Source organism: Gallibacter sp. Marseille-QA0791 (assembly GCF_965119705.1).
Classification (GTDB): domain Bacteria; phylum Bacillota; class Clostridia; order Peptostreptococcales; family Anaerovoracaceae; genus Lentihominibacter; species Lentihominibacter excrementipullorum.
This window is the reverse complement of sequence record NZ_CBCPMH010000001.1, coordinates 2,646,218-2,660,332: the sequence shown is the minus strand read 5'-3', so window position 1 is coordinate 2,660,332 and position 14,115 is coordinate 2,646,218. Positions and strand designations below refer to the sequence as shown.

Genomic DNA, 14,115 nt, shown 5'->3' with positions numbered 1-14,115 from the left:
ATATGTTAAAATATTAAATATAAAAAAGACACGATAATGTGAAAGAAAGGTATTTATTTAAGAAAGGACGTCCTAAATGTGGAAATTTTATGACAGAATAATAAACCAAATTCCTGACGATTTGGATGCATGTATCGACTATATCCACGTAGGCCCCATGTGGACCATCGTCACTGCGGGGAAATACGCTGGTATCGCTGTAACGGTCAACGAACAGAACAAGCAGATACCCGATATGAACCATCTCCTCCACATGCCACTGAAAGAAGCCGCAGCTTTTTGCAAGTCATGGGATTTCATAAAAGCTTCCTTCGGTACAGCCGCGCTGAATGCGTATGTAAATTCTCCTGAAAATACGGCAGCTCGCATATGTAAAAATGATACCAATGGATTCGATGATTACAGGAAACTGGCCGCAGGTAAGAAGGTCGGGATAGTAGGTCACTTCATAAATCTGGAACGGTTTCTTTTGGATTCCGATGTATATGTGCTGGAGCGCAGGCCGGAACCAGGTGATTATCCCGATCCTGCATGCGAATACATACTTCCCGAAATGGATTACACTTTCATAACAGGTTCTGCTTTTATCAACAAAACTCTTCCAAGGCTCATCCATCTGAGCAAATACCCTATCATAATCGGGCCAAGCTTTCCTATGTCCTCACTTCTCTTCCAATACGGTGTACAGGAATTGAACGGTTACATGCCGCTCACCATCACTGCCAAAAACGCTCCGGCCATCGGAAGCGGCCAGATACATTTTTCCCGATTCGGCAAAAAAGTTAAGATAAAATCCCCATGTAAAAGATACGACGATATTTCATTCCGTCATGCGAAGCTATAAAAAACAGCCCCCGGCATCCCGAAAAATCCAGAAAGACGCCGAGAGCTCCAATTTATCCGGGCAGTTGTGCATGCATGGCCCCATCACACGTTGACATGAACCACGTTCCCCATCCCTGATGTGTTGGCATAGGAATAAGCGGCGCCGAGGGAATAAGCCTTCGACACCACCTGTCTGCGGCCTGCCGCTGTACCGCAGATCCCCGGGATATAGATGTCGGCTGCCCGCCCGTACTTGTGGGCGGAATTGGAAACACCGCCCACGTTAGCGTTATGACGGGCGCATCTCAAACCGGATGTTATGGTTATAGGCTTCCCATAATATGACCGCAGCGCCTCGAGGATATCGATCAGTTTGCTGCTGACATTGGCAGGATATCCGTTACAATATCTTCCTCCGCATTGGCACTTGAATTCCGCCTTGCTGAAATGGGAAGAACCATTCCACGCAGCAGATGATGAACTTCCTGCCGTTCCGACACCGCCATTGAGCTTGGCGATGGTCCGGGTCCCTGCAATGCCGTCTACCGTCAGGCCGTACTTGCGCTGTGTAGCTTTTATGGCTGCAATGGTATCGGGTCCTATGATACCGTCTTTCGTCACACTGAGTTTTCCCTGCAGCGACTTGATCGACGATACCAGTCTGGCATTGGTATCGACACCATATATCCCGTCAGCAAAGACACTGTGCCCTCGCTGAAAAGCTTTGATAGCCGCGACAGTCTTCGACCCTACTATACCGTCTATCGGCCCGGTATAATAAGCATAATAGTGAGTCAGGTTCTTCTGATATTGTTTCACCGTAAGCATCACTGTTCCCCCGTTTCATCGTCGTCATCGAATATCCCCGCTTCTCCATCGTCCGTATGCTCCTTCTTGAGTACTTTCAAAGTCTCCTGAGCATACTGAGCGCTCTCTGTCACATTGTTGTTTTTCCACCATACCCATATGCAACTTGCGATCGCCGCTATCTGCGTCGCCATCTCAGTGACAGCCGACTCGTCAAATGGGATAGGATTTATCCCTTTAGCCGTAAGAATAGCGTTTATCAATAAAAAGGCCGTCACTATCAATCTGATGATGGACCTTGTCACTTCCTTTTTCATAATAAAAAACCTCCTACATTAAAAATATGCCGCAGGAGGTTTTATGTGATTGTCAGAAGTACGTGCTCCGTACTCGTTTCCCCATCTTCTTGAGACACTTCTTAAGATCATTGATGATCTTCATTTTCGTGGAAAAGGTAATGGTCTCCTCCATTCCCTGATGAGCCGGGTTGACAGCGCTCCCTATAAAAAAATCGATATCAGTCGCTTCTTCGAATAGTATCCGGGCCATCAATGACGCGCTGTCCCTGCTGTAACACCACTGGACATAAGTCCCGTTATCTTCCAGATAATCTTCCGCATACTGCAGGACTTTGCCAATGGTCAGGACACCTTCAGTGGTCAGATCCACACCTTTTATCTTTCCCATAGCCGGTACATCCGGATCGCTCTGTATATAAGGATCCTCCACTATCTTCTCGCCAAGATAATCAGCCGCTATACTGGCTGTAGTTCCGCCACATACGATATGCTTTCCCCTTTTTGAGAAAAACAGCGACATCATCTTCTTATTATCCGTCATGTTGGCAGGCGGTCCTATCAGCACATTGACCTGCTCCCTTCCTTTTATGCAGATAGTCAGCGCAGTCGTATCGTCTCCCGGCTCTGCCACATACCTCTTGAAACACTCATCAAGCAATATGGTATTCATAGTCTTCGCGGAAAATCCCACCACGCTGATGGGCTCCATATATTCCGCTATATCGGCCCTGCCCCATCTCCCTTCATAACTGGCTCCGCCATGAGCGACTCCTGCGTTTTCCACACCATCACTGACAGCGATGATAACATCGCCTTTTTGCAGCTGCATCCGTGCCGACTCTATGACCTTGTCCCCTACGATGAAGGAAGAAAAAGGTATTTCCACCTCTGCCCCATCTCTCAGCAATATCGCAGAAGGATTATCATACTGGAATATACTGAGAAGTCCGGATGTCGATATATGCAATACTGTAAATGTAGAATATGCCAGCTCCCTCACCGAACAGATGGGCAATGCCTCCGCTACAGCGTTGACACAATCGGCAATGGGAAGATCTTCGGCTATCATCCTGGAAAGCATCGTTGATGTGAGAGTCGACAGTATGCATGCCTTCACTCCACTTCCCAGCCCATCGGCCAGGACCACTACCGTAGAGCCGTCCTCACATTCCACTTGCTCAACGTGATCTCCACAGATCATCTCTCCCTCCTTCGTCAGGCTCCCATATCCTATATCAGCGTAAAACGTCTCAGTCATTGGATATCACCTCCTTGAGGCGTTCCAACGCTACGAGAGTATCCGACGTGGTCTCGCCCAGCAGAGAGGCTATGCTCTGGACAATCTTCAGCTGTTTCTTGGCCATATCATCAGCTATCTCGATCGCCTGATACTGACTGGCCCGCTTTTTTTCTCTAAGATCCATCTCTGTCGTGATATCGCACAGGACACAGATAAACTGGCGACTTTCACTGTCATACATTATTGTCTGTTCCACATAGAGCTCATACTCTGCCAGATATACCTGTTCATCTACGATATCGCGTTTCTTCAGCATCACCATTTCGAAAGGTTCCGGATCCAGCAGCCGCCCGATGTTTTCGCCCAATACATCTCCTTCATCCATCACTCTGAGTATTTTTTTCGCCTTTGTGTTGAGTCTCTGTATCTCCAGCTTCTCGTTGAGGACGATAACGGCATCCGGGAAATTGACCACGACGGAATCCGACAAGTCCCCGTTGCGATTGAGCATATACGGAAGGCACATGGAAATCTCGGCCTTTCCCTGTATAATAGCTGCGGCCTTCTCACGACATGTGTCATATCCACATGAACCGCAGTTGAGTTCTCTCTGCCCCGATACCTTATGCATCTTTGTCAGCATTGCTTCTATCTCGGCTTCAGATGGCTGCTCCGTCTTCTGCGGAATAGGTTCATGGATCTCGCGGATATCTTCTCTGTCATACTCATTCACAAGGAAATCCTGCTTCTTCGCATATCGTACCACCTGCAGATAGTTTTGAGCAGGTGTATTTTTCATCTTGTCCAGGATAGGTCCATCGGCGCAGCTTCCCTCGCACGCCGACATCTCTATGAAACACCGATGCAGGCTGCCCTCCCTGATCTCCTCCAGAACGTCCATACATTTCTCTACTCCGTCCACAGCAAAATATGTGTATCCCGGATTTTTCACCATAGTCTCTATGATGCCTCCTGCTGTCGGAAACAGTCTGGCCTTCCCGCCTTCACGTCTGTCTTCGCTCTTTTCCAGCTCTATGCCTTCTTCACTGAGCCAATTATTGAACTCATCAAACATCAGGACTGCATCTATCAAGCTGTCTTCCTCTGCTTCAGCTTTTTTCGAGATACACGGTCCGATAAAAACCACTTTCGCGTCCGGATGACGGCGCTTTATATCCCGGCAATGAGCCTGGACCGGCGTGATGACCGGTGCTAACGTAAATAATATATCCTGATAATACTTTCGCATCATCAAATTTATGCTAGGGCAGCATGAGGAAACCAAAATATTAGGGCGTTCCTCTTCCAGTATCCGCTCGTATTCCTTTTTCACTATCGTAGCTCCTATGGCGGTCTCTTCGGCTCCTGCAAATCCCAGCTTTTTCAATGCCATCTCCAGCGAGTCTATACCTATCCCGGGATAACTGGCAGCAAAAGACGGCGCAACGCTGGCATAAACCTGCCCCTGCTGCAACAGCACCTTTACTTTCTCCAGATCGCTGGCTATGACTTTCGCATTCTGAGGACAGACCGCGAAGCATCGCCCGCACAGTATACACTCTTCCTCGACGATATGTGCCTGCCCCGCCGTGAACCTTATGGATTTCACAGAACAGTTTCTGATGCACTTATGGCAGTTTTTGCAGTTTGTTTTCTTCAGTCTCAATATTTCTCTCATACTTTCTTTCTCTGTTTTCCATTGCTGTCTAACTTGCCCAACATTTACAGTTAAAGTAATGTCAGTATCACTATGGTACCAGATGCCTGTTTTGATTACAACCGATATATCGCCGACAACAGTTCATTTCACAACAATATAAAAAGAACGCTGCCTAAGGGTAGCTACTCATAAAACAATACCAACAAACGACTAAAACAGGGCAGTTGCCATACAGGGTGCACGAAAGCGGGGAAGAGGTCAATGACTTCTTCCCCGCTTTTTATGCTGTATGAAACTAAAGAGCTACACTCTTGCTTCAATAGCCGTTAATTGTCGCTTGTTGTTGAGAACTATGAAAAAATGTGCTATAATAAATTACAATGCTTTTTCTTTGGACAAGTGAAAAGTGACATTGTACAGCAAAGCCTTTCTAAGATTATTTGAACGGCAGCTATGCAAGGTAAACATATGCATCCTGCCAAATAGGCAGGATGTTTTTTGTGGGGGTAAAAATATGGAAAAAGTAATTAAATTGAGCGTAAAAGATAGTATGGTGGAGATGCCTGAAGATATAAGTAGCTGCCTAAAGAATCTGTTTTCCGGCTGTAGAGTAAACTTTTTGCTTGGTGCTGGTTTTTCATCAAAATTACTTGGTATGCTGGGTAATAATGAAATCGTTTTTGAGGAACTTAGAATATTCAAAGCTCACAATGAAAATGAAGAAAAAAAGGCGACCATTATTTCAGCGTATCTTTACTGGCTATTCTTCAAGAAGTGTATTGCTCCTATCGCTGATAAGGTTAACATATACTCGGCTGATTTTACACCCTATAAAGAATTTGGCAATATAGTTTATCGTATTTTCAATGAAAGAAGTAATCCAGTACTTGACCGGCAGTTTAATATTTTCACTACGAATTATGACCCAATTATTGAAACAATTTTCGATCATTCAAAGTGTATATGTAACGATGGTTTTGAGGGTAGAATACGGCCTTTGTTTTCTACTGATAATTATACAAAATCGTATTACAGACAAGCGGTGTTTTCAAATAGAAAAGCTGAGATTCCGTCACTTAATCTTGTAAAGTTACACGGTTCCGTAACTTGGGCATGGGATATTATTGAAGGTAATCTTGAATACCAGTTGTACAATTCTGCTATACAGAAGTTCCATGAGAAATACACTCCTTTGTTTGATGCCGCTATAGAGGAACCAATTGAAAAGCACTTTTCAGCTACAACATCATCTGATGCCATAAAACAAATTAGAGCTATGGTTGAATCAAATTTTTTAGATACTCTAATTGGAAGATATAAAGACTTTGATTCTATGCTTGAAGCGTACAAACACGCTTTTCTAATTGTTAATCCGACAAAAGAGAAGTTCAGTGATACTTTATTGAATAAGACATATTATGAGTTACTACGAATTTTTTCTAACGAGTTAGAAAAAGAAAATGTATTACTTATTGCAAATGGTTTTTCCTTTAGAGATGAACACATTCGAGATTTAATAAAGCGGTCTATGGTTAATCCATCATTGAAATGCCTAATTTCCTGTTACGAAGAGGAAGACATTGCAAAATACGAGCGACTTATTGGGGAAACCAAGAACAACAACATTACTTATATTTGCCTTGAAGGACAAGAATTATCTTTGGAGTATTTCAATCAAATATTATCTTGTATTCATGCATAGTTTATGAGGGATAGTTATGCAAAATGATTTCTATAAAATTGGACAAGTGGTAGAGGTACGAGGGCAAAAAATACGAATTAGAGTTTTTGAAAATAAAAACAGTAATATTTTAGTTTACCAAGGTCAAATTATTAAAAATGTATCTGTTGGCAGCTTTCTTAAGATACCAAAAGGCTTTAGTAATATTATCGGGAAGATAGAAGGCGAGTATATACAAGAGATTTCATTCCCCACAAACTCTATAAATACACAGCGTTTTACAAAAGAGAGTGCAACTATTGATCGTATTATCGAAGTCAGTATTATGGGTGTTCTCAACAATGGTCGCTTTCAGCGAGGGCTAATTGATATTCCGCTTGTCTTTTCGGATGCATATATTCTCTCTAATGATGAAGTACAAAAAATATTTGAGTTTAGTGAAAAAAAAGAGACATCCATTTGTATTGGAGCAATTAATGACTACAAGGAAGAAAAACTATATGTAAATGCAAGTTCTCTTTTTGCAAGTCACATTGGCATATTTGGCAATACCGGTAGCGGAAAATCTAATACATTAGCTAAGATATATACCGAATGTTTCTCCAAATTTAAGCCAGCCCCTGGATTCTCAAAAAGCAAATTTATTTTAATTGATTTTAATGGCGAGTATACAAAAGCATTTGACGACACTAAGCGAGTATACAATCTCTCTACAAGAACAGACGATGGAGATAAAATACCTATTTCCCATGCATTTCTTGAAGACATTGATATGTGGGCGATCATATGTGAAGCAACCGAAAAGACTCAACGCCCGTTCCTAAATAGAACAATATCCTTATATAAACGTTTGCGCGAAATCAATTTAGAAAACGGGTCAGTTGCGAATTATATTCGGGTTTTGTTGACATCAATGTTCGATAATTATTATGAAAATCCAACATTATTTGTAAAACAGCTAAACCAAATAAAAGATATACTACAAATACTTTTTCGTAATACTGATGAGGCATACAATATTCTTGATTCTCTATATCCTCGCAATCAAGGCTCAAAGGTAATACTATGTCGAGATTCTACAACTGGAACCATATGGCCAGATACGAAGGCTCAGTTCAACCAAGCAATTACAAGCGAAATAGTGGATGCGCTATTTATTAACGGTAATTTTAGTGCACTTGATGAATACTCCTTATTTGACTTTTCAATAAAATTCAAATTCCTGGAAGAACTCAGTTCACAACGAATAAATGAAGAACATATAGCTCCACTGATTGGTAGATATGAAAATCGCTCAAAAAGGGTAAAAAAGCTATTTTCTATTTCGGATAATACTACTAACGATTGGTTGTCTGTGTACTCACTCGTCGATGTTAATGTTGAATTCAAAAAAATAATACCTCTGATAATTTGTAAGCACTTTTATGATATTCATAAACAGAACTATCAAGGAAAGAGTTTACATATTATTATCGATGAAGCACATAACATATTATCTACCGCTTCGGAAAGAGAAAGTCAAACTTGGAAAGATTATCGATTGGAGACTTTTGAAGAAATAATTAAGGAAGGGCGCAAGTTTGGCGTTTTTCTTACAATTTCTAGCCAGCGTCCTTCTGATATATCCGAAACTATCATTTCTCAACTTCATAATTATTTTATTCATCGCCTAGTAAATAATGAAGATATTCGTGCGATAGGAAAAGCGGTAGCGTTTATTGATAACACGTCGTATGAGATGATTTCGGTGCTACCTCAAGGCGCTTGTATTTTTACCGGTATCGCATCCAATTTTCCTGTTTTAGTACAAGTTGATTTGCTACCGAAAAACTTGCAGCCTCAGAGTTCCACTGTAGATTTATCAGAAATCTGGGCTAATGGATAATTACCATGAGTAGCAGTTATAAAAATCAAGGTTATAACTTGCATTTTCAAAAAGCGATAAAAAAGACAAACCTATAATTTTGAGGTCATTTCAGTTATAATTACGATTTTGATGCCCATGATGCCTAATAGAAAAATGATTTTGCATGGAATATAGGGATAAATAACAAGATAAAAAAATTGATAAGGCACATTGGCGTTACCAAAGAACACTGCCAATAAACGGCTACCATACGGATTCAACGAAAGCGGGTAGGGGGCAAAAACTTCTTGCCCGCTTTTTCTATGCTGTGTGGAACGATAGAACAGCATTTTTGCACTTCCGAGGGATATTATAATTCCTACTCCGTTTCTGCACTCCGCAAACCGCATAAATACAGGCTTTTTGCCCGTCTAAATATCCATGCTGACAGGAAAAATAAATACTATGTTTGAGGGCGCAAGCGGTTTATCCGTTTGCGCCCTCTTAACTGACTAACAGCAAAGTTAGGAAAAGCCGTCAAGGACGCGAAGCATGAAGTTTATCCTTGACGGCTTTTTCTGGCTTTGCTACTCGTCATCTGTCAAAGCGGAACTTGGGCAGGGCTTCCATTAACTGCGCTTTGAGGTAATCTTGAATATCGTCGTTGATACACCCTTGAAAGTAAGACAGATATTTGATGTATCCGATGTAGTGCTGGATAACTGTATTCACTGCTTCCGACTCCCCTGCGGCTGCCTTTACAATCGTTTCATAGGGCAGCAAATTGTACTTCCTATTCTTCATTTTCTAACGCCTCCATTTCTTGTCGCAGTAAGCGCAATGCCCTTTTTCGTCTACGGAAGATCGTGCTTCTGCAAACTCCAAACAGCCTTCCAATTTCGGTATCACTGTAACCGAGATAGTACCGCAAAAACAGTACTTCCCGCCGCTTTTCCGGCAGACGCGAAAGCGCGGCTGCTAACTGTTCGCTTTCCACAATGACCGCTTTCCCGCGAACGGTAAAAGTGGTAGGCATATCGTATTTCACAAAATGCTCGTCTGTTGTAGTAACAGGCTCAAAATCAAACTCACAAAGATAGTCAAGGGACACTTCAAACTGCTGTTTTTTGCGTAGTTTCTTGTAAACGCCCAGCGCCGCATGATAAAGCACAATCTTACAAAAGGCATTGAAAGTATGCTCAATATGCTCCCGATACTGCTCGCTATTCATCATTTTCTCACCCCCTTTCTGCCAAAGTGAGGGTGATAACAACCAACGCCCATGCAGCATAAAACCACATGGGCGTTGGGAACAGGAATTATAAGAGATAATTATATGATTTGTGTGTTCATACTCATAAGCGCAAAATCCCGTATAGGTGCAAAGGCTTTTTTTGACCATAAGTTATGAGAAATAACAATCAACATAATAGATACCTCCAAACAAAATAACAGAGCCGATAACCGCATTTTTATCTGCGTGTTATCGGCTCTGCGTCTTTGCGTCTGGCTCTTTTCAATATTTACTTGAATTGTTCGATATGACCTGACTGGATTGCCGCAAGATTACAAGCAATTTTTTCTTCCGACCAATCCCACCAGCGCGTTGTCAATAACGCCGAGATTGTTTCATCGGGAAAGCGTTTTCGGATAGGTTTGGCTGGAACGCCGCCCACAATGGTATAAGGCGGGACATCTTTTGTTACAACAGCCCTTGTGCCAATAATAGCACCGACCCCTATGGTAACTCCGGCAAAAATTACAGCCTCATATCCAATCCAAACATCGCTTCCAATAACAATATCACCTTTGTTGTCCCATGCTTCGGTTATATGACTAACATCAAGCCCCCATTCCTCAAAGAAAATAGGAAATGGATAAGTTGCAAGAGAAGTCATGCTGTGGTTGGCACTGTTAAACAAGAAACGCGCACCGCAAGCGATAGAGCAAAATTTGCCGATAATTAACCTGTCATGGTTAATAGGATAATGGTAGAGAACGTTGTTCTTTTGAAAATCAACAGGATCATTTACAAAATCGTTATACATAGTATAATCCCCCACAATAATGCTGGGGTCGGTAATAACATTTTTCAAATATACAGTTTCTCGGTCTTTTGACCGAGGATATATTTTTTGTTTGTCCATCATAATTTGTTGTCCTCCTTAAAAATCAAGTTATTCAACCGAATAACAGATAGTTGTGTATTTTTGACGTTTACTAAAGTTTCCTGTTTGCATTTTGGGCAATACAGCGGAAAATTGATAAGTTCAGTATCTTGACGCACTTTAAGTCTGGTCTTATTTCCACATACAGGGCATAGCAGCCATACCATTTGTTTCATCAAAGACTTCCTCCCTTGTGGCTTGTTTGAATGAGTGTTTTGCGTTCCCACTTTCTGCTTACAAAATAAAGTAGACCTACAATAGCAGGAAGTACTGGAGAAATTGCCTGCCCATAATAAATGCCGGCGAAACCCATATTAAGCACAAAAGCCAAGAGCCAACTTGCAGGCAGACGCACGATAACTGCGTCCAGCAAGGCGTTAATCATAGCAATATTTGCCGCACCTACACCAATAGCAAAGGAATCCAGGGTATACATGGCGGCATAAATTAGACTATTGACGCTGCAACAGATACGCAGATAGTAAACTCCATCATTCACTACCTCCGGGCTGGTGCTGCCGAAAAGTAAAATCAATGGGTCAGCAAAAAGCTGTACGCCTATTACGACAACAAGTGTTACGGCAACATTCATCACTAAACTGATTTTCACTACCTTTCGGGCACGGTCGATTTGTCCAGCCCCCATACACTGGCCTACCATTGCCGTTACTGCCTGTCCAATAGCCCAGCAGGGCATACCAGCAAAGGTGTTAATCTGCAATCCCACATTAGAGGCAGCAGATACGGCGGTGCCAAACTGATTGAGCATACCCGCCACAAGTAGATAGGCGGTATTGACTACAACCATTTGGATTGCTGTAGGCAGACCGACTTTTACAATGGCGGCTAACTTATCCCATCGGAGCGTAAACTTTCTGTGATTTTCCATAGAGAAAAATATTTTGTGCCGCTTCAAATAGAATAGCGAAATCACAAAGGAAATCCCTTGCGCGGTGATTGTTGCGTAAGCTGCTCCCGCTGTTCCCATTTCAAAAGGGCCCACCAAAATAATATCTAAAACAACATTGATAATGGTAGCAATTCCCACAAAATAGAGTGGAGATTTAGAATCCCCCAGGCCCTTTAATACAGAGCAAACCGCATTATATCCAAAGACGAATACAGTCCCGCAGCAAATTATTTTCATATAGTCGCAAGCGTCTTGATATGCGTCTGCGGGAACGTTTAACATTTTGAAAAGTGGTTGATAGGTTGCCAAGCTAACAATCGTTACGAACAAGGAAGAAACCAGCGAGAGTAGAGCCAACATCTGAAAAGACTCCGACTGTCCCTTTTTATCATTTGCTCCTTTGTATTGAGCAATCAATACGGCTCCGCCCATCGTCATACCAATACAAATTGAGTTGATGATGTAACAGAGTTTAGAAGCGTTACCAATGGCCGCAAGTCCCGTATCACCTACAATCTGTCCGACCACAAGCATATCTACCACATTATAAAAAGATTGCAGTATATTTGCTAAAAGCAACGGGAAAGCGAAAATGGCCAGCTTTTTTGGCACACTTCCCGTCAACAAGCTATGTTCTTCTGTCATTTTGTTTCCCTCCAATCGAGTAGGAGGAAATTCCTCTGATTGGGGAATTTCCGACCTCTCACACCACCGCTCATGCGGTTCCGCAAGCGGCGGTTCAACCAACTTAACATATGACACGCCTTTCGGCGTAGTAATTACTCATGGAGACTAGCCCAAATGTGGTTAGTCTTTCATTGCTTATCGCTTTATGTACCCAGCCGTTATGCGCAAGCCTCGCATAACGGTCTCCACTGTAGGCAATTTTGTATGCCGCCCAGCGGGGTACGTCCAGCTTCATCAGGTTCTTTGCCCTATTCTGCGGTGTTTTCCAATGCTTCCAAATACACATCCGCAGACGGTAGCGTATGTTTCTGTCCAAACGCTCACATAATCCCTTCATGCTCCCGATTTTGAAGTAGTTTATCCATCCTCGGATAAGCTGGTTCAGTTTCTGCACTTTGTAACTGTTGCTCACTCCCCAGCTCCTGCATGTCAGCTTCTTCATCTGTGCTTTGAATTTCGCTACTGCTTTCGGGTGCGGTCTGGCTTTATATCCTTTGGCTAATGTGTCATAGTAAAATCCAAATCCGAGATACTTGATTCCTTTGGGCTTGTCCACCTTGCTCTTTTCAGCATTTACTTTCAATCCCAGCTTTTCCTCAATAAATCGGGTAGCACTTTTCATTACCCTCTCCGCCGCCTGCTTACTTCCTACCATGATAATCAGATCGTCCGCATAGCGCACGAAATCCAACCCTCTTGCCTCAAGCTCTTTATCCAACTCGTTCAGCATGACATTTGCCAACAGCGGCGATATATTCCCTCCCTGTGGTGTGCCGACAACTGTATCTTCATACTCGTCATCGATCATCACTCCACTGGCCAGAAATTTCCTTACCACTGAGATAACGTCTCCGTCCTTTATTGTCCGTCCGAAAATCGTCATCAACTTGTCATGGTTTACCGTGTCGAAGAACTTTGCAAGGTCGATATCCACTATCCAGCTATGCCCATCGTTCATCATCTCTAATGCTTTCAGCACTGCCTGTTGCGCACACCGATTCGGTCTGAATCCATAACTATGCTCGTGAAACTGCTCCTCGAAGATTGGCGTGAGTACTTGTGTTACTGCCTGTTGTACAAACCGGTCAACTACCGTTGGTATTCCAAGGTTTCTTGTCCCTCCATCTGGTTTTGGTATCTCCACCCGTCTAACTGGCTGCGGTTTGTACTTCCTTGTCCGCACCTGCTTCCTGATGTTTTCGCCGTTTTCCGCAAGATATGCGCCAAGCTCTTCAACGGTCATCCCGTCTACGCCTGCCGCTCCTTTGTTTCTGACGATTTGCAGATATGCCGCATTGAGGTTATCTTTGCTCACTATCTGCTCCATGAGACTTCTTGTGTCCATGCGTTGTTTCCTTTCTGCCCCTTTTGCCTTTGCCGCCTTTGATGTCATCGACAGGCGTTTGCTCCGGCTACGAAGTGGAACGTACTTCAACTGATTGATTGTTCGGTCCTTCGCTCCATCCCCATTACAGGAACTTCTTCACTACTACGACCTCTGCTGACTTCTCACAGTTCGTTGTTACTACGGCTAATGAGACCGCCTGTGAGACCTCCCCGCTTAAGGTGCGGACTCTTTCCCTCCATATACCTGCCACATTTACTGGTACTTCCAGCAACTTTTGGACTTTAGCGTTTCTTGCCGCCTTATCCGTATTTCCCAGCCTTATATGTGGTTCCTGTCCGTCAGGCCAGAGGTTTGCCTACAGCTTCCTCCAGATTCCACCTCACGATGGACACCCTTGCTGTTCAGCTATGTGCTTCGTCGTTGCCTACGCGCACTCGGGACTTTCACCCGTTAGAGCCCGCCCATGGCGGGCGAACAAAAGAAAAGGGCACACAATACCGTGCGCCCTTTGCGTAATCATTCAAAAATGAGCATAACAAAAGGCCACAAACAAAACATTGTCTGTGGCCTAAACAGTCAATTATCTATTGTCAATCTCAAAAAAGGGTATAAAAACCAAAGACAGTACTATATCTGTCTTGGCC

Annotated in this window: 13 protein-coding genes; 3 read left to right on the top strand and 10 right to left on the bottom strand. The window is 43.1% G+C overall.

Annotated elements, in window-relative coordinates:
• The first annotated feature begins 76 nt into the window (after positions 1-76).
• Positions 77-844, top strand: a complete 768-nt coding sequence (locus ACQY69_RS12190) for a Rossmann-like domain-containing protein (RefSeq protein ID WP_428260786.1) — start codon at positions 77-79, stop codon at positions 842-844.
• Between the two features lie 83 nt (positions 845-927).
• On the opposite strand, the gene ACQY69_RS12185 is transcribed toward ACQY69_RS12190, so the two are convergent.
• Genes ACQY69_RS12185 through ACQY69_RS12170 form a run of 4 tightly spaced genes read right to left on the bottom strand, consistent with a single transcriptional unit; the run spans position 928 to position 4,849 of the window.
• On the bottom strand, positions 928-1,653 hold the full coding sequence (locus tag ACQY69_RS12185; RefSeq protein ID WP_428260785.1) for a peptidoglycan-binding protein: 726 nt from the start codon (positions 1,651-1,653) through the stop codon (positions 928-930).
• The gene (locus ACQY69_RS12180) at positions 1,653-1,949 is read right to left on the bottom strand and encodes a phage holin (RefSeq protein WP_428260784.1); all 297 of its coding nucleotides are present in this window, start codon (positions 1,947-1,949) and stop codon (positions 1,653-1,655) included. The genes ACQY69_RS12185 and ACQY69_RS12180 overlap by 1 nt, the downstream gene beginning before the upstream one ends.
• Positions 1,950-2,001: 52 nt before the next feature.
• On the bottom strand, positions 2,002-3,189 hold the full coding sequence (locus tag ACQY69_RS12175; protein WP_428260783.1) for a SpoIIE family protein phosphatase: 1,188 nt from the start codon (positions 3,187-3,189) through the stop codon (positions 2,002-2,004).
• The gene (locus tag ACQY69_RS12170) at positions 3,182-4,849 is read right to left on the bottom strand and encodes a [Fe-Fe] hydrogenase large subunit C-terminal domain-containing protein (RefSeq protein ID WP_428260782.1); all 1,668 of its coding nucleotides are present in this window, start codon (positions 4,847-4,849) and stop codon (positions 3,182-3,184) included. Before ACQY69_RS12170 ends, ACQY69_RS12175 begins: the two co-directional genes overlap by 8 nt.
• Before the next feature lie 496 nt (positions 4,850-5,345).
• Between ACQY69_RS12170 and ACQY69_RS12165 the strand changes: the two genes are divergently transcribed.
• Both ACQY69_RS12165 and ACQY69_RS12160 read left to right on the top strand, forming a co-directional pair.
• Positions 5,346-6,533, top strand: a complete 1,188-nt coding sequence (locus tag ACQY69_RS12165) for an SIR2 family protein (protein WP_428260781.1) — start codon at positions 5,346-5,348, stop codon at positions 6,531-6,533.
• 16 nt (positions 6,534-6,549) lie between these two features.
• A complete protein-coding gene (locus tag ACQY69_RS12160; RefSeq protein ID WP_428260780.1) occupies positions 6,550-8,397 on the top strand; it encodes an ATP-binding protein in 1,848 nt (615 codons plus the stop codon).
• Between the two features lie 555 nt (positions 8,398-8,952).
• Here the strand turns inward: ACQY69_RS12160 and ACQY69_RS12155 are convergent.
• The 6 genes from ACQY69_RS12155 to ltrA all read right to left on the bottom strand — a co-directional run bounded on the left by ACQY69_RS12155 (position 8,953) and on the right by ltrA (position 13,468).
• Entirely contained in the window at positions 8,953-9,162 is a 210-nt protein-coding gene (locus ACQY69_RS12155) for a helix-turn-helix domain-containing protein (protein WP_428260779.1), read from the bottom strand.
• Positions 9,152-9,592 carry an RNA polymerase sigma factor gene (locus ACQY69_RS12150; RefSeq protein WP_428260778.1) on the bottom strand — a complete coding sequence of 147 codons (441 nt, stop codon included), beginning with the start codon at positions 9,590-9,592 and terminating at the stop codon, positions 9,152-9,154. The genes ACQY69_RS12155 and ACQY69_RS12150 overlap by 11 nt, the downstream gene beginning before the upstream one ends.
• 289 nt (positions 9,593-9,881) lie before the next feature.
• Positions 9,882-10,505 (bottom strand): CatB-related O-acetyltransferase, encoded by a 624-nt coding sequence (locus ACQY69_RS12145; protein ID WP_428261059.1) that lies wholly within the window; start codon positions 10,503-10,505, stop codon positions 9,882-9,884.
• A complete protein-coding gene (locus ACQY69_RS12140) occupies positions 10,505-10,702 on the bottom strand; it encodes a cysteine-rich KTR domain-containing protein (protein ID WP_256315617.1) in 198 nt (65 codons plus the stop codon). The genes ACQY69_RS12145 and ACQY69_RS12140 overlap by 1 nt, the downstream gene beginning before the upstream one ends.
• Entirely contained in the window at positions 10,702-12,081 is a 1,380-nt protein-coding gene (locus ACQY69_RS12135; RefSeq protein WP_428260777.1) for an MATE family efflux transporter, read from the bottom strand. Before ACQY69_RS12135 ends, ACQY69_RS12140 begins: the two co-directional genes overlap by 1 nt.
• Positions 12,082-12,184: 103 nt before the next feature.
• Positions 12,185-13,468: a group II intron reverse transcriptase/maturase gene (gene ltrA / locus ACQY69_RS12130; protein WP_428258540.1), complete on the bottom strand. Its 1,284-nt coding sequence runs from the start codon at positions 13,466-13,468 to the stop codon at positions 12,185-12,187.
• Positions 13,469-14,115: the final 647 nt, after the last annotated feature.